Annotated in this window: 20 protein-coding genes, 1 tRNA gene and 3 pseudogenes; 10 read left to right on the top strand and 14 right to left on the bottom strand. The window is 60.9% G+C overall.

The annotated features are described in order from the left end of the window. Positions 1 to 248 precede the first annotated feature (248 nt). Positions 249 to 770 carry a hypothetical protein gene (locus tag A0U93_RS01320; protein WP_147151167.1) on the bottom strand — a complete coding sequence of 174 codons (522 nt, stop codon included), beginning with the start codon at positions 768 to 770 and terminating at the stop codon, positions 249 to 251. Positions 771 to 1,060: 290 nt separating this feature from the next. On the opposite strand from A0U93_RS01320, the gene A0U93_RS01325 reads away from it, so the two are divergent. Next, a complete protein-coding gene (locus A0U93_RS01325; RefSeq protein ID WP_077805776.1) occupies positions 1,061 to 3,133 on the top strand; it encodes a phosphocholine-specific phospholipase C in 2,073 nt (690 codons plus the stop codon). A 97-nt stretch (positions 3,134 to 3,230) separates the two neighbouring features. Here A0U93_RS01325 and zigA read toward each other — a convergent pair whose 3' ends face one another. Beyond that, positions 3,231 to 4,445: a zinc metallochaperone GTPase ZigA gene (zigA, locus tag A0U93_RS01330; protein WP_077805777.1), complete on the bottom strand. Its 1,215-nt coding sequence runs from the start codon at positions 4,443 to 4,445 to the stop codon at positions 3,231 to 3,233. A gap of 79 nt (positions 4,446 to 4,524) precedes the next feature. On the opposite strand from zigA, the gene A0U93_RS01335 reads away from it, so the two are divergent. Both A0U93_RS01335 and A0U93_RS01340 read left to right on the top strand, forming a co-directional pair. Continuing rightward, positions 4,525 to 5,157: a DUF1826 domain-containing protein gene (locus tag A0U93_RS01335; RefSeq protein ID WP_077805619.1), complete on the top strand. Its 633-nt coding sequence runs from the start codon at positions 4,525 to 4,527 to the stop codon at positions 5,155 to 5,157. A gap of 2 nt (positions 5,158 to 5,159) precedes the next feature. Beyond that, on the top strand, positions 5,160 to 5,738 hold the full coding sequence (locus A0U93_RS01340; RefSeq protein ID WP_077805778.1) for a hypothetical protein: 579 nt from the start codon (positions 5,160 to 5,162) through the stop codon (positions 5,736 to 5,738). A 6-nt stretch (positions 5,739 to 5,744) separates the two neighbouring features. On the opposite strand, the pseudogene A0U93_RS17165 reads toward A0U93_RS01340, so the two are convergent. The 5 genes and pseudogenes from A0U93_RS17165 to A0U93_RS01360 form a co-directional block, all read right to left on the bottom strand. After that, positions 5,745 to 6,023, bottom strand: a pseudogene (locus A0U93_RS17165) (transposase); the annotation flags it as partial. Positions 6,024 to 6,048: 25 nt separating this feature from the next. Then, complete coding sequence (locus tag A0U93_RS17170; RefSeq protein ID WP_456306288.1) at positions 6,049 to 6,261, bottom strand: transposase; 213 nt, start codon at positions 6,259 to 6,261, stop codon at positions 6,049 to 6,051. Positions 6,262 to 6,307: 46 nt separating this feature from the next. Further along, positions 6,308 to 6,547: pseudogene (locus A0U93_RS01350) on the bottom strand (IS630 family transposase); the annotation flags it as partial. Then, positions 6,546 to 6,975: pseudogene (locus A0U93_RS01355) on the bottom strand (IS5 family transposase); the annotation flags it as partial. The pseudogenes A0U93_RS01355 and A0U93_RS01350, both read right to left, overlap by 2 nt. A gap of 344 nt (positions 6,976 to 7,319) precedes the next feature. After that, positions 7,320 to 7,409: transfer RNA gene (locus tag A0U93_RS01360), tRNA-Ser, on the bottom strand. 264 nt (positions 7,410 to 7,673) lie between these two features. Between A0U93_RS01360 and rplU the strand changes: the two genes are divergently transcribed. From rplU to proB, 4 genes are all read left to right on the top strand, one after another. Next, positions 7,674 to 7,988: a 50S ribosomal protein L21 gene (rplU, locus tag A0U93_RS01365; protein ID WP_077805779.1), complete on the top strand. Its 315-nt coding sequence runs from the start codon at positions 7,674 to 7,676 to the stop codon at positions 7,986 to 7,988. Between the two features lie 32 nt (positions 7,989 to 8,020). Further along, complete coding sequence (rpmA, locus tag A0U93_RS01370; RefSeq protein ID WP_077805780.1) at positions 8,021 to 8,287, top strand: 50S ribosomal protein L27; 267 nt, start codon at positions 8,021 to 8,023, stop codon at positions 8,285 to 8,287. Positions 8,288 to 8,380: 93 nt separating this feature from the next. After that, on the top strand, positions 8,381 to 9,421 hold the full coding sequence (gene obgE, locus A0U93_RS01375; RefSeq protein ID WP_077808234.1) for a GTPase ObgE: 1,041 nt from the start codon (positions 8,381 to 8,383) through the stop codon (positions 9,419 to 9,421). Next, positions 9,421 to 10,557, top strand: coding sequence for a glutamate 5-kinase (proB, locus tag A0U93_RS01380; protein WP_147150878.1), 1,137 nt, complete (start codon positions 9,421 to 9,423; stop codon positions 10,555 to 10,557). The genes obgE and proB overlap by 1 nt, the downstream gene beginning before the upstream one ends. A 59-nt stretch (positions 10,558 to 10,616) precedes the next feature. Here proB and A0U93_RS01385 read toward each other — a convergent pair whose 3' ends face one another. Further along, the gene (locus tag A0U93_RS01385) at positions 10,617 to 11,315 is read right to left on the bottom strand and encodes a hypothetical protein (protein WP_077805782.1); all 699 of its coding nucleotides are present in this window, start codon (positions 11,313 to 11,315) and stop codon (positions 10,617 to 10,619) included. A gap of 130 nt (positions 11,316 to 11,445) precedes the next feature. Continuing rightward, positions 11,446 to 11,712, bottom strand: a complete 267-nt coding sequence (locus A0U93_RS01390; protein ID WP_077805783.1) for a DUF2312 domain-containing protein — start codon at positions 11,710 to 11,712, stop codon at positions 11,446 to 11,448. A gap of 212 nt (positions 11,713 to 11,924) precedes the next feature. On the opposite strand from A0U93_RS01390, the gene zwf reads away from it, so the two are divergent. Together zwf and A0U93_RS01400 are read left to right on the top strand one after the other, a co-directional pair. Then, positions 11,925 to 13,400, top strand: a complete 1,476-nt coding sequence (gene zwf, locus A0U93_RS01395) for a glucose-6-phosphate dehydrogenase (protein ID WP_077805784.1) — start codon at positions 11,925 to 11,927, stop codon at positions 13,398 to 13,400. 19 nt (positions 13,401 to 13,419) lie between these two features. Next, entirely contained in the window at positions 13,420 to 13,893 is a 474-nt protein-coding gene (locus A0U93_RS01400; protein WP_371862845.1) for a hypothetical protein, read from the top strand. Positions 13,894 to 13,898: 5 nt separating this feature from the next. Here A0U93_RS01400 and gloA2 read toward each other — a convergent pair whose 3' ends face one another. From gloA2 to cysS, 3 genes are read right to left on the bottom strand one after another with little or no spacing between them, the layout of a single operon-like run. Next, entirely contained in the window at positions 13,899 to 14,282 is a 384-nt protein-coding gene (gloA2, locus tag A0U93_RS01405; RefSeq protein ID WP_077805786.1) for an SMU1112c/YaeR family gloxylase I-like metalloprotein, read from the bottom strand. After that, the gene (locus tag A0U93_RS01410; protein ID WP_077805787.1) at positions 14,279 to 15,067 is read right to left on the bottom strand and encodes an RNA methyltransferase; all 789 of its coding nucleotides are present in this window, start codon (positions 15,065 to 15,067) and stop codon (positions 14,279 to 14,281) included. Before A0U93_RS01410 ends, gloA2 begins: the two co-directional genes overlap by 4 nt. After that, positions 15,064 to 16,431, bottom strand: coding sequence for a cysteine--tRNA ligase (gene cysS / locus A0U93_RS01415; protein ID WP_245825002.1), 1,368 nt, complete (start codon positions 16,429 to 16,431; stop codon positions 15,064 to 15,066). Before cysS ends, A0U93_RS01410 begins: the two co-directional genes overlap by 4 nt. Positions 16,432 to 16,540: 109 nt before the next feature. On the opposite strand from cysS, the gene A0U93_RS01420 reads away from it, so the two are divergent. After that, positions 16,541 to 17,962 (top strand): MATE family efflux transporter, encoded by a 1,422-nt coding sequence (locus tag A0U93_RS01420; protein WP_077808236.1) that lies wholly within the window; start codon positions 16,541 to 16,543, stop codon positions 17,960 to 17,962. A gap of 2 nt (positions 17,963 to 17,964) precedes the next feature. Here A0U93_RS01420 and A0U93_RS01425 read toward each other — a convergent pair whose 3' ends face one another. Next, positions 17,965 to 18,432 carry a LysM peptidoglycan-binding domain-containing protein gene (locus A0U93_RS01425; RefSeq protein ID WP_077805788.1) on the bottom strand — a complete coding sequence of 156 codons (468 nt, stop codon included), beginning with the start codon at positions 18,430 to 18,432 and terminating at the stop codon, positions 17,965 to 17,967. Positions 18,433 to 18,528: 96 nt separating this feature from the next. Continuing rightward, positions 18,529 to 19,389: a hopanoid biosynthesis-associated protein HpnK gene (gene hpnK / locus A0U93_RS01430; protein WP_077805789.1), complete on the bottom strand. Its 861-nt coding sequence runs from the start codon at positions 19,387 to 19,389 to the stop codon at positions 18,529 to 18,531. Between the last annotated feature and the right edge of the window lie 3 nt (positions 19,390 to 19,392).

Genomic DNA, 19,392 nt, shown 5'->3' on the forward strand with positions numbered 1-19,392 from the left:
GCTGGCTTGAAGTAACTCGCTTTCTGCGTTGGGTGAAGGGTGCGTTGCGAGGCCAGGAAGGTCGATCACGGAACTGTTTTCGTCTATTCGGCTGGAAGAGCGGATCGCGGCGGATCACTCGCTTCGGGTTATCTGGAGTCTTGTCGAAGAGGTTCTGGGTCATCTACGGGGGCGGTTTGTGGAACGCGCCACGTCACGCCTTGGTGCGGAGAGTCGCTCAGGGAAAAGAAGAGTGAACCGTGGAAGGTTCAACGTCCTTCCGTGGAGCAGATTAGACGCAAATCAACGTCGCGCAGCGTCACGGTGGTCTGGTTGATTGTGCGATCGAGCGTGCCACGGGCAGTGATGTCATATTGCGGGCAATCGCTGCCGTCGTTCTGTGGCTTGATCAGACATCTGGCGCGCAGAGTAAAGGTATTGAGCCGGTCGCCGTCGTGGCGTGCTCGCCTGATCTGCGGTTTGCCAACGTAGGCACGACAGACCTGCGTGATGAGACCGCCACCGTCAATGATGCGGGAAGACAGATAATGATCATCCGTCAGCATATCGGTGTCATGGTTTGAGGTGTCTTTTGCCCATGTCGGCGAGACGCCGAGGCCAATGGCGACTGTCCATGCCCAGACTGCCTGACGGACGGGTTTGGTGACGTCGAGCAGGCTGTTGGGCAAGGCCAGAGTTTCCCTGTTCCAGAACGGATTTTCATATGACATCGATTTTGTCACCCGTTTGAGGTCGCCTCGACTAGACCACGGCATTTCTTGCGCGTCCATTAACGTTCAATGGCGGCGGAGCGCCGCCACCGTGGAATTCAGCATACAGGTTCCTGTCCTATGTCAGCTTTCGGGATACCGTGGCCGGCAGTGGACCGACCGGAGGAAGGGCAATCGCTGCCTGTCCGCTCAATTCGTTCAGGAAGACAGCCGCCCGGGCTGGGCAAGCAGACCGATGGCGTTCAGTCATATTTGTTGTGACGGTGACATGAAATTCGCTGGAGAACCGATCGACGTCAGGGCGAAGATGATACAATATAACGTTTCTGTGTGCTTGGGGGAACGTATCATTGCCATCAGACATCAAACGCCGAAGACTGCTGACAGCGGGCGCCGGCCTCTCGCTGGCCAGTCTGCTTCCGTCGATCCAGCGTGCCCGCGCCATTCCTGCGCGACGCGAAAGCGGAACGATCGAGGATGTCCAGCATATCGTTGTCCTGATGCAGGAGAACCGGTCGTTCGACCACTATCTCGGTCATCTCTCCGGCGTGCGCGGCTATGGGGACCGACATGTCGTGCGCGGCCCGGAAGGCCTGCCCGTCTGGTGGCAACAGCGACATAACGCGACGGACGGCTGGATCACGCCCTTCCATCTCCCGACACAGACCACCAGCGCGCAATGTGTGATCGACCTTGATCACAGCTGGTCGCCGACACATGCCGCGATCAACAAGGGCTGGAACAATCAATGGCCCCGTCACAAGACGGATATGACGATGGGCTACTATACGCGCAATGACATTCTCTTTCATTACGCACTGGCCGATGCGTTCACGGTCTGCGACCACTGGTTTTGTTCCACGCCGACCCAGACACATCCCAACCGCTATTACCTCATGACCGGCATGGTCGATCCGACCGGAGCTGGTGGCGGTCCGGTCCTCGACAACAGGGACTGGGTGGATCGGCCCTTTTATCCCAACGTTGCCGCGCCCTTTTCCTGGACCACGTATCCTGAACGCCTTCAGGAAGCCGGGATCGACTGGCGTGTCTATCAGCAGAGTCTGTCAGTCTCGGATATCGAAAACGGGAATTTTGGCACGAACGTGCTGATGAACTTCCGCAATTTCGTCGATGCGCCCTCGGGATCGCCCCTGCATGAGCGCGCGATGACCGCCCGTACGCTCGATCATCTGCGACAGGACGTGCTGGCGGATCGCCTGCCGCAGGTCTCCTGGATTCTGCCGCCGGCGGCCTATTCCGAACATCCCCGCTGGACGCCGGGCTATGGTGCGACCTTTATCGCGCATGCGCTGGACGCCCTGACGGCTAATCCCGAGGTCTGGGCAAAGACCGTCTTTCTGGTCATGTACGACGAGAACGACGGGTATTTCGATCACGTGCCGCCGCCGCAGCCGCCCACCCCCGTCCTGCCGGGGAAAAGCACGATCGAAACCACGGGCGAAATTCACGACCGCGTCGCCGCTTTCCGGCCAGAGAGCCAGACGGCGGACATGCTGCCCTTCGGCCTGGGGCCGCGTGTGCCGGCGTTTGTCATTTCGCCCTGGAGCACGGGCGGTTTCGTCTGTTCTGAGGTATTCGATCACACCTCCGTCATTCGCTTCATCGAGACGCGTTTCGGCGTGCAGGAACCCAATATCACGCCCTGGCGTCGCGCCGTCTGCGGCGATCTGACAGGTGCATTCGACTTCGCACGCAAGCGAACCGTGTCAGTTCCGCTGCCCGATACCAAAGCCTATCGCAAGATTGCCGATGCATCCTGCAAATTGCCAGCTGTCGTCGTCCCGTCGCAAAGCCGCATCGAGGATATCGGTCGGCAGGAGCCCGGAGCACGTCCGGCCCGGGCATTACCCTATGCGCTGGCTGCGGATCTCACCGTGTCCGCGCCCGATGCGCTGACAGTCGACATGCGCAATGACGGCACGCGGGCGGCGTGTCTCCATGTCTATCGTGATGGGACGGATGAGACGCCACGTCGCTACACCATCGGGGCGGGAAAGTCCGTGCGGGATACATGGCCTGTCGGGGACGGAGGCGATCACCGCATCACCGTGCTGGGGCCGAACGGCTTTGCGCGATATTTTCGTATGTCCAGACCGGTAACGGTCAGCCTCGCCGCGCGCCACGATGCAGCCGCCGGCACCTTGGTTCTTAGCGCTGCAAACAGCGCGCGGATCGTCAGGCGCCTGTTACTCCGCGACAACGCCTATGGTGCCGCGGATCGCACCCTCGACATTCCTGCTATCGGGACATCGAGCCTGTCCATCGACCTCGTGGACAGTCATCACTGGTATGACCTGACTGTGACCATGCCGGATGAACCGGGCAATGAAATCCGCCTCGCCGGCCACGTCGAGACCGGCCGCGTGAGCATCTCCGACCCAGTCATGGGTATCGCATGACCGGCTGTTGCATGATCGGGCGTCTCATGGCGGGGCGCTCCCTGCCGCGAGACACTGGCCGCCGGACCGGCGCAGAAGCTCAGCCGGCAACTACCGGCTATGCCCGCCATGCCGGGAAGGGATCGGGCAAGCGGGCATAGCGTTGCGACCTGAAAGCGTTGCCTGTTTCTGCGGGCGCGAGGCAGGCATCCAGTGCCTCGCGGATCGCCGCATCGTCGAGACCCGCACCGATGAAGACCAGCTCCTGACGCCGATCTCCATAGGTCTTATCCCATTGTTTCGAGATCATGGTGCGCCATTCTGCATTGTCCGGCCACTGTTCGCGCGGCACATTCACCCACCAGTGACCTGCCGCCTGATGCCGGGCCAGGGCGCCGGCGATGCTGAGTTCGCCCACCCAGCCCGGGCGCGTCGCGAGCCAGAAATACCCCTTGGCACGGATCAGTCCTGGCCACGACCGTTCGATGAAGCGCGCGAACGCTTCTGGCAGGAAAGGGCGGCGCGCTCGATATACGAAGCTGCTGATCCCGTATTCCAAAGTTTCCGGGACGTGGTCTTCGTGACCATGAAGTTCCTTGAACCAAAGGGGGTGTTCATGTGCCCGCTCGAAATCGAACCGGCCGGTGTCAAGCACACGGTCGAGCGCCACACGGCTCTGGCTGCTTTCGATGACGTCGGCATCCGGATTGAGCGACAGGATGATCTGCCGTGCCGCGCTGACCTGCTCGGATGATGCGGTGTCGATCTTGTTGAGGATGACGACATCGGCCAACTCGATCTGTTCGACGAGCAGGTCTACCAGCGCACGCTCGTCACCTTCTCCGGCCGTCTCGCCGCGGTCGCGCAGAAAATCGGACGAGGCATAGTCCTTGAGGAGATTGACCGCATCGACCACTGTCACCATCGTGTCGAGACGGGCAAGATCGCTCAGGCTGTGGCCGTCCTCGTCCCGGAATTCAAAAGTCGCCGCGACAGGGAGCGGTTCGGAGATGCCCGTTGATTCAATCAGCAGATAGTCGAACCGACCTTCACGGGCCAGGCGCCCGACTTCCTGCAGCAGGTCATCACGCAAGGTGCAGCAGATGCACCCGTTGCTCATTTCCACCAGTTTTTCGTCGGCCCGTGAAAGATTGCTGCCGCCGTGGCGCACGAGATCGGCGTCGATGTTCACTTCACTCATGTCATTGACGATGACCGCGACCTTTCGCCCCTCGCGGTTGTTGAGGATGTGGTTGAGCAGCGTGGTCTTGCCCGCCCCGAGGAAGCCGGAAAGCACCGTGACGGGCAGCTTGTTGGTCGCAAGGTCGTTCATGAGGCCCACCTGAATGTTGTCTCTGCCTACCTAATACGTTATGTTATAACGTACTATCAAGATGGTAGATGCTTCGACCATGCCTAACGTCACGCCATCCGATGCATGCTTAACGCGAAGGGAGATTCAGCTCCTTGTCGATTGCAAGCCCGTACGCGCGCCCGGACATGCGATGGCCATGAGCCGTCGCGTGCTGCCGGACCGACTGCGTCAGGCGGCACATCGCCACCTCGCAACCGGTCCGCGGCTGATTGTGGCGAGAGGAACGTTTGCGTCCATCGACACGGCGGTCCGTCAGGCATTCACGGCCGAGACGCAGATGCTTCTCGAGGATATGCGGATACTGGCGCAGACTTTTCAGTCGATTTCCGGACATGATGCGCTTCGGGTGCGGCTGGAACGCGTCGTTAGCGACAGTTGCCGGAAATTCCATGTCGATTGCGTGGATCTGCGCCTGCTTTGCACGTACTGCGGCCCGGGTGTTCAATGGACGCGCGACGAAGGGCGCACAATTGCCGAGGCCGAGCCGGGGGCGGTCGTGTTTCTCAAGGGGCGTTGCGCACCGAACTGGCGGGAGGACGACACCCTCCGCCACCGTTCGCCGCCGCTCTCGGTTCTGCCCGAAGGTGACAGGATGCGGCTTCTGCTGACGGTCGACGCCGCGGATGCCTGTGGAGCCTCCGCGGACGAGCCTCTCGTCATCGCGGCCTGAGCATGCTTGTTATTGAAAGCTGGCCGGATCCGGCTGTGGCTTTGGCGCCGCGCGTGCGCGCCGCGAGTGACCCGACCATTCTGCTTGATCTGACCATGACCGCGATCGACGTGGTGGTCTGGGGACGGAATGTCCCGCCTGCCTGGCAGGAGGAACTTTCCGTCAACACAGCGCCATATGAAGGGTTTACGCTGGAAGGCACGCTCGATCAGATCACAGCGGCATTGCGGGACGCAAAGCGCCGGCGCCAGTTCCCGGTGTTTCTCATGGACGATGTCGAGCACACGGTCGCGCTTGCCGCCGCGCTGGCATTTTCGAACAGACTTGTTGTCTCCCTTGAGCCATTGGCGCCGCCGGGCGCGCCCGTCTTGAGGAATACGGCAGCGCTAGAAGTCTATTGCTGTTATGGCGGCGCTGTAAGCTGGGATTCCGGTTTGCCGAAAGACGCAGAGAGCACCACGACATCTGTTTGTGCTCTGGTTTTTATACCATCCTTTTCGGACGGCGAAGCAACACTGCGTTTCGCCTCCGTGGTCGAAAATGCCTTCGGTCTGACAATTCTTGCTTACCGGGACGCCTAGAGGGTGTTATGCACCCTGCATCAGTTGAGCTGCGTGTTTGAGCATATATCCGACAAATGCGATGACGTGGAAGCTGGCAGGTGTTGTGGCATACCGCTCGTAGTCCTTCACCAACCTGCGGCAGCGGGTCGCCCAAGCGAACGACCGCTCCACCACCCAGCGCCGAGGCAGCAGCACGAAACCGCGCTTTGCTTCCGGCAATCGGACCACGTGCAGAGCGATCCCCTCGGCCTTTGCGGCATCTGCCGCGGTCTCGCCGGTGTAGCCCTGATCCACGTAGGCCAGGGTCACGAAGCACCCGGCTGCCATCCTAGCGCTGCGCCTGTTGGTAGACCGCAGCCCACGGCAGCAGGTCATTGGGCATGGCGCGCCAAGCGATGCCGTAGCGCAGCGCATTGAACAACTCTCGCAACGAGTGCTCCCGCTGCGGGGCAGTTTCCGTCATCAGCGTCAGATACGGCACCACCAACGACCATTCTTCGTCGCTGACGTCAGAGGGATACGGCTTGCGGGCACTCGGCAATGCCCTCCAGTATGAATCAAGCCGCGCAGAAAGTACATAATACCCTCTAGTCACCCGAATCTGAAGTCCGTGTCATTATCTTGTGGCAGAAACGTTTGACGGAAGCGAGGATCTGGTCGGCGGATTTAACCCACCGATACGGTTTGGGGTTTTCGTTATGTGCTTCGATGAACGCGACGATATCGGCTTCGAGGTCGGCCGTGGACCGATGCACGCCACGCTGGAGTTGCTTGCGCGTCAGTTCAGCGAACCAGCGCTCCACCTGATTGATCCAGGATGCGGATGAACGACAGGGCTTTTCCGCGCCCATTGGCCGCTACGCAGACCTTGCTGCCAAAGCCTCCACGCGAGCGACTAAGTGCCTGACAATTGCTTCGGCTCTTTCGGAATCCCCCTTTTTGGCCGCTCCCGCCGCCTTGTGATGCGCCCTGATGTTCGTGCCATCGAGAAAGACCATGCCCAGGGCTGGATCCTGGTTTTTTGCTCGCTCGAAGAGTGCTTCCCAGACGCCGAGTTTTGCCCATCGAATGAAAAGCTGGCTGCGGTCCACCAGGGGCCGAATTCAGAGGGGATAGATCGCCATTTCGCGCCGTTCTGGTGACGCCAGAAGATCGCCGACACCGTCTGACGCAAGTTGCATGGCGGTGTTTTACCTCTGGGACGCACCGCCTCGATCAAAGGCTCCCAGACCCGCCACGCATCATCGGAAATCACAGACTGCATCATGTTCATCACAAAGAGCTATGCAGAAAGCGAGCGCTTTCAAGCCCTAACAGGCCCTAGCCTTCACCGCAAATATGAAGAATCCACAGAAATCTTGCTCTGATGAAATCAGCAGCTATGAACGGTCGCTGTTTCAGTCGCGCCCTCAGATCATCTAGATGTCTCTGGGGAAAGCAGGACATCGGTCAGCAGGTCAACATCGGGAAATTTATAAAACGACGCATATCGCGTCCGGACGCTGCACGATGACGCATTTTTTAAGATAGGACCCAAGGTGGAATGAATTTCGACAAATCAGATAACTACCTAAAAAATCTGGGAATTTTTGATTTATCTGGCGGAGAGGGTGGGATTCGAACCCACGGTACCCGTGAAGGTACAACGGTTTTCGAGACCGTCCCAATCGACCACTCTGGCACCTCTCCAATCCGGCAAGCCGGGGTCGTTGGCGGGCTTATAGGGGGGAGGTGAAGGATCAGGCAAGAGGGCAATTCGAAAATCGTGGCGATTTTGCAAAATTTCCTTTCTCGTGCCGACGGATTTCATTGACGAACGCCCGCCGCGTCCTGTAGGGAGCGCACCTCGCGACACCCTTGAGTGTAGCCAAAAACAAAAAGCGACGGGGCGATGCCGACCGAGGAACACCTCGGCAAATATCGTCAAGAGTTCGGACACGAAAGAGAATACAGATGTTCGCAGTTATCCGCACAGGCGGGAAGCAGTATCGGGTGGCACCGCAGGCCACCCTGAAGGTCGAGAAGCTCGAAGCCGAAGCCGGCAGCACGGTGACCTTTTCGGATGTTCTGGCCGTCGGGTCGGAAGCAGGCGTGACGATCGGTGCGCCGCTCGTGGCCGGTGCGACCGTTACGGCAACCGTGATCGCCCAGGACCGTCTGGCGAAGGTGATCATCTTCAAGAAGCGTCGCCGCCAGAACAGCCGCCGCAAGAATGGCCATCGCCAGCCCGTTACGGTGCTGCGCATCGACGCCATCAACGCAGCCTAATCGTACCGAACCGGATATAGGGAGAAAGACCCATGGCACAAAAAAAGGCAGGCGGTTCCAGCCGCAACGGACGCGATAGCGCCGGCCGACGCCTCGGCGTCAAGAAATTCGGTGGCGAGAGCGTTGTTGCCGGTAACATCATCGTTCGCCAGCGTGGCACGAAGATGAAGGCTGGCAGCAATGTCGGTCTCGGTCGTGATCACACGCTGTTCGCCCTGGTGGACGGGCATGTGAAGTTCCAGCGCCGCGCCGAAGGGCGTGTCCACGTTTCCGTGGCGCTACCGGAAGCCGCCGAGTAATTCGGCGCATCGTTCGTATCGTCTCTCAACGATGCGCACAGATGGAGGCCGGTCCGGATGGGCCGGCCTTTTTCGTTTCTTCAGGAATCAGTGATGAAGTTTCTCGACCAAGCCAAAATATATGTACGGTCCGGCGACGGCGGGGACGGCGTCATTGCTTTCCGACGTGAAAAATATATCGAGTTCGGTGGGCCGGACGGCGGCAAGGGCGGTCGGGGTGGCGACGTCATCTTCCGTGCAGTTGCCAATCTCAACACATTGATCGATTTCCGGTACACGCAGCACTTCCGGGCGCGCAAGGGTGGCAACGGCGCTGGTTCCGACCGCACCGGAGCCGCATCGCCGAATGTTGTCATCGATGTGCCGGTCGGTACGCAGGTTTTCGATGAGGATCGCGAAACGATGCTGGCGGATCTCGATGTGGTCGGCAAAGAGATATTGCTGTGTCGCGGGGGCGATGGCGGCTTCGGCAACGCGCACTACAAGACCAGCACCAATCGCGCCCCGCGGCGTGCCGATAAAGGCTGGCCGGGCGAGGAGCGCTGGGTGTGGCTGCGGCTCAAGCTGATTGCCGATGTTGGGCTGGTCGGTCTGCCGAATGCAGGAAAGTCCACCCTGCTATCCGTCTGTTCCCGAGCGAAACCGAAGATCGCGGATTATCCGTTCACGACGTTGCACCCGCAGTTGGGCGTGGTGCGGATTTCCGCCACGGAAGAGTTCATCATCGCCGACATTCCCGGTCTGATCGAGGGCGCGAGTGATGGTGCCGGGCTTGGTGACCGTTTTCTCGGACATGTCGAACGGTGCGCGACGCTTATCCATCTTCTCGACGGCACGGAAAGCCAGATCGTCAAGAATTACCGAATGATCCGGCACGAACTGGCAGCTTATGATGAGAATCTCGCCGCCAAACCGGAGATCGTCGTGCTGAATAAATGCGACGCGTTGACAAAGGCGCAGATCACCACCCGCAAGCGCGCATTGGCCAAGGCTTCCGGCGCCCCGGTTCTGACGCTCTCCGGCGTCACTGGAGAGGGCCTGCCGGAACTGCTTCGTTTCGTGCAGGATCAGGTCACGGCAACGCGTCGGGCAGAGCAGGAAGCAGTCTCTGTCGCATCGCCGGACCGGATGTGATGACGACGTCGGCTGCCGAACGATTTCGTGTGGCGCAGCGTGTCGTCATCAAGATCGGCAGTGCGCTGCTCGTCGATGCCGAACGCGCTGCCTTGCGGGAGAACTGGCTGGCCGGCGTATGCGCGGACATCGCGCGCCTGCGTGCCGAAGGTAAGGAAGTGGTCGTCGTCTCCTCCGGCGCCATTGCTCTGGCACGGGTCCAGCTGGGGCTGGCAGCGCGCAAGCTGCGTCTGGCCGAAAAACAGGCGGCAGCCAGCGTGGGTCAGATCGGTCTTGCACAGGCGTGGAGCACGGCGCTGGCGCAGGAAGGCATGACGGCCGCTCAACTGCTCCTCACGCCCGACGATACCGAGTCACGCGCGCGGCATCTGAATGCACGTGGAACGCTTTTTGCGCTCCTGAAGATGGGTTGTGTGCCCGTCATCAATGAAAATGACGCCATTGCGACGGCGGAAATTCGCTTTGGTGACAATGACCGCCTCGCGGCGCGTGTCGCGCAGATGATCGGGGCCGATCTGCTGGTATTGCTGTCGGATATCGATGGCCTTTATACGGCGGATCCACGTATCGACCCCAGCGCCCGCCATCTCCCGTTCATCGAGCGCCTGACTGATGACGTTCTTGCGATGGGCGGTGCGCCGCCGCCAGGTTATTCCTCTGGCGGTATGTATACGAAGCTTCTCGCCGCACGTATTGCCAACGGTGCTGGCGCATCGATGGTCATTGCAGCGGGGTTGAGTGAAAGGCCGTTGTCGCGCCTGATCGATGGAGGTCGGTGCACGTGGTTTCAGGCCATGACGGATGCCGGATCGGCACGTAAGCGGTGGATTGGCGGCAGCCTGAACGTCGGTGGGCGCCTCGTCGTCGATGGGGGCGCTGCGGCGGCACTGATGCAGGGCGGATCGCTGCTACCAGCCGGCATCCTGTCTGTCGAAGGTGATTTCACGCAGGGAGACCTCGTCTCGATCGTCGATCAGGACGGGCTTGAGATTGCGCGCGGCCTAATCCAATACGATTCACAGGAAGCGGGTCTGCTTGTCGGCCGCCGATCGGAAGATATCGAGACGGTGCTGGGCTACAGGGGACGGCACAGCCTCGTCCATCGGGATGACCTTGTCCTGACATTCCGCCAGTAAAGGGCCGTTCCCTGGGCCAGCGGTCTTGGCCCGAGGCTGCCTCACTTACTAGTCGGATTTCAGCCGCGTGGTGGCCAGCGCAGCGTTGGTTCCGATCGCGGGCGGCGATTGCCGCTCTCGTCGTCATACCGTCGCCGTGCGTCCTCATCGGGTCTGGGCGACATTTCCTCACGCTGGCGAACTGGCGGCTCCTGGCGTCGTGGTTCGGGAGTAGGAGAGGTCGGCGAAGCGTTCCATGCGGGTGGCGGTGCCTGCCTTGGCGCCTCACGCGGCGGTGGCTCGAAATGCGTAGGTCTCAGAATCTGGCTGACATGATCGGGTTTGGGCTGATCCTCGTAGCGGTTTTCAGGCCTGGATGCAGGCGCAGCCGCCTGACGCGGCGTGTCAGCCGGCGGTTTCCTGACATCGGGACGCGGCTGGTTCGCTTCGTAAGGGGGCGAAGACCAGGGCATGGGGTCGCGGGTCGTGTGCTGTGGTCGCTCGGGCGCAGAGGCGGCGGCCTCTCGCGTATCGCGCGTTGGCGGCCGGAAAACAGGCTCGCCCGAGGGGCCGGTTTCCGGTTCGTTGCGTGCCAGGCGCATAGTGAGAACGCGGAGTTCGGCACGCACCTCGCTGAGTTGCAGCTCCACTTCCTCGAGCCGCGGCTTCACGCCGAACACCGAGAAAGGCATCAAAAGGAAAATCAGCCCCAGCGCGGCGGCGCCGAGGGCGATCAGAAACTGCATCCACAGGGGCATCCAGGCGAATAATGACGTCATGGCGCGATCTAGTCGAATTTCAGGGAATCCGCCAAGAGTCAAATGTCAAATTTGTTTATGATGCGTTCACGAAATTGCCCGCCACGCCGTGCTGGTGGCGTGTGGGCATCTATCGGGGGTGCTTCAGGGCTTACATGCCCAGTGCGCGACGATAGACATCCAGAAGGGTTTCCTGTTCCTCGACGTCCGCAGGCTCCTGCTTGCGAATGCGGATGATCTGCTTGATGACCTTCACGTCGAAGCCGGCGGATTTCGCTTCCGAGAAGATGTCCTTGATATCGCCGCCCAGTGCCTTGCGCTCTTCCTCGAGGCGTTCGACACGCTCGATGATCGAACGCAGGCGATCCGCCGCGATGCCACCGACGGACGCATCGTCATGTAGGGTCTCGTTATCCATGGGTGTTCTCCGTTCGATGCCCTGATTGCGCGAATGCGGGGGCTTATCGCGGGGTCGTGTAGGCGGTCAATGGGGTTTGACGGTCTGCAAGTCTTGACATGAACAGGTGACGGACGGAACTAAAGTGCATTCATCCGAGCAAGCGAGATGGCAGCGGCCCCGGTCGTGTCACGCCAGTTCGCCCGCCGCCCTCAAACGAAAGAGGCCGTATCATGACCGCTGACAAACAGGTGAAGCCATTCGACTATGTCGTTTTCGGGGCGACAGGCGACCTGACGATGCGCAAGCTGCTGCCCGCCTTCTACTATCGGCTGCTGAGTGGCGAGGTGCCGGATAGCGCGCGCATCATCGGTACAGCCCGCTCGCCGCTTGATCGCGCGACCTATCAGGGCCGCGCCCGTGACGCCCTGAAGCGGTTCGTCGCGCCGGCGGACTTCAAGGAGGCGCAGGTCGAGCGCTTCCTGAATATGGTTTATTACGTCAGCCTGGACGGCTCGAAGGCGGACAGCAACTGGGAAGGCCTGTCGGGTCTGCTGTCGGAAGGGCCGCAGGATCATGTGCGCGTCTTCTATTTCGCCACGGCCCCCAACCTGTATGAGGCGGTCTCCGCCAATCTGCACGCCAAGGGGCTGGTGACGGACGATGCGCGCGTCGTGCTGGAGAAGCCGATCGGAACGGATCTTGCCACGGCGGATGAGATCAATACGGGGGTGGGCAAGTTCTTCAAGGAGAACAACATCTTCCGTATCGATCATTATCTGGGCAAGGAGACCGTCCAGGATGTGATCGCGCTGCGGTTCGCCAATCCGTTGCTGTCGGCGGTGTGGTCCGGTGACTATATCAAGTCCGTTCAGATCACGGCGGCGGAGACGGTCGGCGTGGAGGGGCGGGCGGCTTATTACGATACGTCGGGTGCTCTTCGCGACATGGTGCAGAACCATCTTTTGCAGGTGCTCTGTCTGGTGGCGATGGAGCCTCCGGCCTCGCTTGAGGCCGATGCGGTTCGCGATGCGAAAGTGGCCGTGCTCAAATCGCTGCGCCCGCTTGCCGGCGACCGTCTGACAAGCGATACCGTGCGCGGCCAGTATGTCGCCGGTGAGATCAACGAGGAGAATGTCCGCGGCTATCTCGAGGAACTGGGCCACGCGAGCAATACGGAGACCTATGTCGCCCTGCGTGCCGAGGTCGACACGCCGCGCTGGAAAAACGTGCCGTTCTATATCCGGACGGCGAAGCGGCTGCATCGCAAGGTGAGCGAGATCGTCATTACCTTCAAGCCCGCCGAGACAAACCTCTTTCCGCAGGCGCCAAAAGCCAATGTTCTCGTTATCCGTGTTCAGCCGGATGAAGGGCTGACCTGGCACCTCAGCGTCAAGGATCCGCAGGACGACAGCTTCGAACTGCGCGATGCGACGATGGACACGCATTTCGGCCCGCAATTCAAGGTTCGCTATCCGGACGCATATGAACGCTTGCTGTTGGATGCGGTCCGCGGTTATCCCGTGCTCTTCATTCGTCGCGATGAAGTCGAGGCGGCGTGGCGGTGGGTTGCACCGATCATGGAGGCCTGGGCGAACGGCACGGTCCCGATGTCGCAGTATGCAGCTGGCAGCTGGGGACCGGAAGAGGCCACGGCGATGCTCGCCGAGCATGGCGATACGTGGCACGAGGCGATACATCGCCAGTAGGAACATGGAGTAAGGCAGTTTGGCGGGATCGGATACCACAACACCACGCAAGTTGGGACTGGGCAATCTCAAGCGGCCGCCGCGCAAGCCGCGTACGCTGAGGCAGCATCTGATCCGGCGTCTATTGGTGGTGATCCCGGCTTCGCTGCTGATGGTCGTGCTGATGAAATCCGGCTGGATCGATTTCGCCGCCGATCGCATGACGTTCGACAAGCTCTCGTGGTTCGACAATACCAAGCTTGTCGAACATCTGCGCATTCTCGTGCGTCATGATGGCCTGACGGACGAACCCGCGCATTGTCTGATGTTCATCGTCAACGGCGACGACCCGCCGAATGCGACGCGGATCGACGTCATGGCGAAGCACGTTGGCAACTGCCCGAATCCCAACGGCGAGTTCCCCAAGCTTTTCACGGTGAAGGTCGACAAGGCCGAGCGACTTCTGTTCACCGATGCGGGGACGCCCGGTAATTTCCGCCCGATGCCGCAATAGAAACGTCAGATCTGGTAGAGTTCCAGCGGCAGATCATCGGGGTCGGCGAAGAACGTGAAGAGTTTTCCGGTATGCGGATCAGTCCGTACGGCCTCGCACGCGACGCCTCTTGCCGCGAGGTGCCGCACAGCGTCGTAAATGTCACGAACGGAAAGCGCCAGATGACGCAGGCCGCTGGCCTCAGGCCGGGATACGCGCGCCGGTGGCTCGGGGAACGAAAATAACTCGATCTGAGCCGAACCGAGTGCAAGATCGCATTTCCAGGACTGTCGTTCCTTGCGATAGACCTCGCGCACGATCGGCAGACCCAGGATTTCCGTATAGAAGGCACGCGAACGCTCGTAATCCGACGCGATGACAGCGACGTGATGGATGCCTTCGATATTCATGCCGCGCCACCTTGCCTTGCTTTTCTGCCCCGGGACAACTCCGTTACCACGCCATGGAGTGTCCGCAACTCCTGCTCCGTGACATCGCCACGCTGGAACAGATGGCGGAGATTCCGGATCATGCCGGCGCGCTTCTGCTCGTTACGCAGGAAGCCGCAGTCATCGAGATCGCGCGTGAGATGACCCAGAAAGTTCTCCAGTTCGCCCTTCGTCGCGACATGTGTCTCGTTGGTCATCAAGGTTTGCGGTGGCGTCTCGTCGCAGGCCATCCACCACTCGTAGGCCATGATGAGCACCGCCTGCGCAAGATTGAGGGACATGAAGTCCGGGTTGAGCGGATAGCGGATCAACGTGTCCGCTCGCGCCATGTCCTCATTGTCGAGACCGGCACGCTCAGGCCCGAACAGCAGTCCGGAGCGCAGGCCGCGATTGGCGATCGCGCGCAGCTCGGCGGCGGCGCCTCGCGCCGTCATGACGGTCTTTACGATATGGCGTGGGCGAGGGCAGGTGGCCATGACACGATGCAGGTCCGCCGTTGCTTCATCGACGGTCGAATACACGGTCGCAGCGTCCAGAATACGGTGCGCACCGGACGACGCATACCAGGCGCGCTCCTGCGGCCATCCGTCGCGGGGCGCGACCAGCCTCAGGTGAAACAGACCGCCATTTGCCATGGCGCGGGCCGTCGTGCCGATATTCTCGGCCAGCTGTGGTCGCACGAGAATGACGACCGGACTGTTTTCGCCGATCGGGCCGATATCCGCACCGCCGTCACGCCCGGTCATGCACGCCTCCATGTCGTGCCCTGCGGGCCGTCTTCCAGCAGAATGCCCTGAGCGGCAAGCTGCGCACGTATGGTATCGGCCTGCGCGAAATCGCGTGCCTTGCGGGCGTCCAGCCGTGCCTGGATCAGCCTTTCAACCGCATTCTCGTCCGTTCCGGCGCGAAACCATTCGTCCGGCGACTGTGCGAAAAGTCCAAGCAGTTTTCCGCCCGCCTTCAGCGATGCAGCGGCCTGGGCGTCGCCCTGCAGGGCGGCATCCGCCAGCGGATGGAGGGCCGCGATGGCCAGAGGCGTGTTCAGGTCGTCGCAGAGAGCCGTCAGCACGGCGCCCGGGATCGGCGCATCCTCAATGGACGTCGTTCGCTCAAGGGCGCGATAGAAGCGATCGAGCGTGCGTTTGGCATCGTCCAGTTTTTCCCACGTGAAATCGAGTACCGAGCGATACTGCGCGCTCAGGAAGAGCAGACGCAATGCCTGGGCCGGTGCGCGGGTGATGACCTGACGGATCGTGAAGAAGTTGCCCAGCGACTTGGACATCTTCTCGCCGTTCGACAGCAGCATTGCGTTATGCAGCCACACCTGCGCGAAGCGGCTGCCGGGATAGCAGCACAGGGATTGCGCGCGTTCGTTTTCATGATGCGGAAAGAGCAGGTCGTCACCGCCGCCATGGATATCGAAGCTTTCGCCAAGATAGCGATGGGACATGGCGGAGCACTCGATATGCCAGCCCGGCCGGCCACGCCCATAGGGGCTGTCCCAGCCCGGCTGATCCGGCGTGGAGGGCTTCCACAACACGAAGTCGCCGGGATCTCGCTTGTAGGGCGCGATCTCGACGCGCGCGCCGGCGAGCATGTCGTTCAGGCTGCGGCCTGACAGTGCGCCATAGGATGCAAAGTCGCGGACCGCGAACAACACATGGCCCTCGGCCTCGTAGGCGTGCCCGTTCTCGATAAGCCGTCCGATCATATCCAGCATCTCGGGAATATGATGGGTGGCACACGGCTCGATGTCCGGAGACAGGATATTGAGTTCTGCCAGATCCGCGTGGAAATCCGCCGTCGTGCGCGCCGTCAGGGTTGCGATATCCTCCCCGTTGGCACGGGCGCGGTCGGCAATGCGATCGTCCACATCGGTGATGTTGCGTACGAAGGTGACGCGTGGATACAGCACGCGCAGGACGCGCACGAGCACGTCCGCGCTGAGCATGGCGCGAAGGTTGCCGATATGAGCGGCATCGTAGACTGTAGGACCACAATAATAGACACGCACATGTTGCGGGTCGAGCGGCGAAAACGCCTGCTTGCGACGTGTCTGGCTGTCATGCAGCGCCAACGTGGGCGCCATGGTCGGGGCGATGCTGTCCATGATCGCGATTAGATGCGTTACTGTTGGATCGGACGCAACAGGGTTTCAGCACCTTCCGGCAATATAACGGGGGGTGGCGGCATTTCCCACGATCTGCCAGAAGATTTCCATGTCTCAATCGAATGATGAGGTGGTGGCGGATCGATGTATCGACGTCTCCACCCGGTGGCCTCGGCAATTCACAACGCTGATCCGCATCGCTCTCCCCCTTAGCCTTTCGCAAATCAGTGAAATGGCGATGGGTATCACCGATACCGTCCTGCTCGGCGGCATCGGTGCCACGGCACTTGCCGTGGGAGGACTGGCGACCACGCTCTTTTTCGTCACGTTAATCACCTTCCAGTCCGGGCTTGGCGGCATCAGCGTGCTGATCGCGCGGGCGCGAGGGGAGGCCCATCGATTTGGCGATTCCCGCGCGGCAGATCTCTCCCGGCTGATTTCCACCGGTGTGCTGTTCGCGCTTGCCCTGTGCCTTCCGGTAGCGGCGATTTTATTATCGACAGGATGGCTGCTTCAGGCCTTTGGCGAACCGGACAAGGTGATCCACCTGAGTTCCCGGTTCATCCATGTCCTTCTCGGGGCCCTGCTGCCGGATCTGGTTGTCATTGGTCTTTTGCGCATCGTGCTTCCGGCATTCGGTTGCGAGACGCTGCTGCTCTGGACGATGCCGGGAATGGCTGTCCTCAATGGATTGACGAATGCGGCACTCATCCACGGCTGGTTCGGTCTGCCTGCCATGGGGCTCTGGGGCTCGGCGACGGCAACGGTTCTGACCGGATGGCTCGTTGCGGGCGTCCTGTTGTTCCTGGCGCGCAGGCAGGCCGCCCTGCATCGACATCTGCGACTGGCGCGCCCGGACTGGGCGGCCTTGAAGAGAATGTTGCATCTGGGTTTGCCGATGATGGGTGCCACAGGCGCGGAAGTGGCTGCTTTTCAGGTGACAGGTCTGCGTGCGGGGCATTTCGGCACGACATCACTGGCAGCCCATCAGGTCGCGCTGAGCGTCACCAGCACGCTGTTCATGATCAGCCTTGCGCTGTCTCAGGCAGCCAATATCCGTGTATCGTTCTGGCTTGGGGCGAGGCGGATGGTGGCAGCGAAACGCGCTGCGGCCGGTGCAATCATTCTTGCGGTTGCATGGAGCGTGATGAGCGGACTGATCCTGCTGATCTTTCCGCATTGGATTGCCGCTTTCTATCTCCGCGCAAATACGCCTGACGGTGCGGAAGCGGCGCTCATCACCGTCAAGCTTCTGAGAATTGCCGCGATCTATCAGATTTTCGACGGGATTCAGGTGACATGTACGGCCGCCTTGCGGGCGTGTCATGATACTCTGGTGCCGATGCTTGTCATGATCGGCAGCTATTGCGTTCTGACGCTGGGTTTCGGAGGCTGGTTGTCGACTGACGGCCACATGGGCGTCGTCGGATTGTGGATCGGTCTGGCGGCCGGGTTAATGGCTGTGGGAATCATCCTGCCGCCAAGACTCGTCGTCATGTTGCGGCGGCAGGAAGCGGAACTGTTGCGCTAGCTTTACTCCGGGATGCGGATCGTTTGGCCAGGATAGATCGCACCGTCGTTTTTCAGAAGTGGCGCGTTTGCCTTGCGAAGGTCGTCCGCCGTGACATCTGCATCGACTTTCTCGGCGATTGCAGCCAGCGTTTCGCCTTCCGCTACCTGATGGAAGGTCGGGTCCGGTGTGCCGGCTGGCACGGTGATCTCCGACTTGACGGTGTCGATCCCGGCGATGTTGCCGGCAGCCAGGATCATATGATCGCGCTGGGCGGCCGTCTCGGCATGGCCTTTGATCGTGATGGTGTTGTCATGGACGACGATATGCGCCATCGCGAGCTGCGACAGGCCGTATTGCTTGAAGGCACGCTTGATGATGTTCTCACGTGGCGCTTTCGGCACGGGATGACCGGCATGCTTGATCGCTTCGACGATGGCCTCGTCATTCAGATGACGACCTGCCGCCCGGTTGAACTTGAAAATAGCCATGATCTGTTTCTCTTGAAAAATTGCCCGTCGAAACGGGGATTCGATGAGGTTGGGTACGAAACGTTGCGTTTACGGGATCGTTCAATTCCGCAGATATCAGGCGGAGATCACGCGCGCGCCATCCCATGAGACGCATTCAACGTCTGCTCGCTCCACCGCCTGACGAAACATTGGATGAGTGAGGGCATCCAGTTCGCCAACATGGTCGTAGTCCGGCATCAGGGTGCTCAACTGCCCATTGCGGGCTGTCGCCGGATGGAAATAGATCTCGGACAATCCCGGTGGCAGGTGACCGATAAGCGTCGACACGCGCCCAGCTGACATATGGCCGCTCCAGGCAATGCCGAAGCACCAGTCATTGGTCGTCATGCCGGCGCGTTGGATCTGCCAGCGGAGCACCCGGCACCATTGGCGCAAGGCCGCATCGCCGATCGTATCGAGACGGGTTTCGACCGCCTGTATCGGTGCAACCGGCTCCCGTGGCGTTCGCACGTGACGCAGCCCATGTTGCAGGCCGGACTGGATCAGGAAATGCCCGACAGTCGGATGCAGGTGCATGTGCTTGTGGGCGTTGGCGTGATCCAGATGCAGACCGGACCGCGCGAATGCCCGAAACTGCGCCTCGATCTCTCGTGCCAGGGCCCGCCGCGCGGCGGGCCGGAAATAGTAATCGACGCCCAGCTTCAGCTGATCGCGGCCCAATTGTCCGTCTGGACTCGCTATGGCCGCAATAGTCGACGGGGGCAGGGTCGCTTCGCCCTCGATCGCGACGACATGCAGCCCGACGTGGAGGTTTGGCAATCGCCTGGCCCGTCGTACCGCGTCCATACTCGCCGGGCCCGCCACCATCAGGCTGGCCGTTGAGAGGAGCCCGTTGCGATGGGCGATCTCGACGGCCTCGTTAACTTCCTCGCTTAGCCCGAAATCATCGACCGAGACGATCAGTTGTCGGGTCATGAC

The organism is Neoasaia chiangmaiensis, assembly GCF_002005465.1.
In the GTDB taxonomy this organism is placed as follows: domain Bacteria; phylum Pseudomonadota; class Alphaproteobacteria; order Acetobacterales; family Acetobacteraceae; genus Neoasaia; species Neoasaia chiangmaiensis.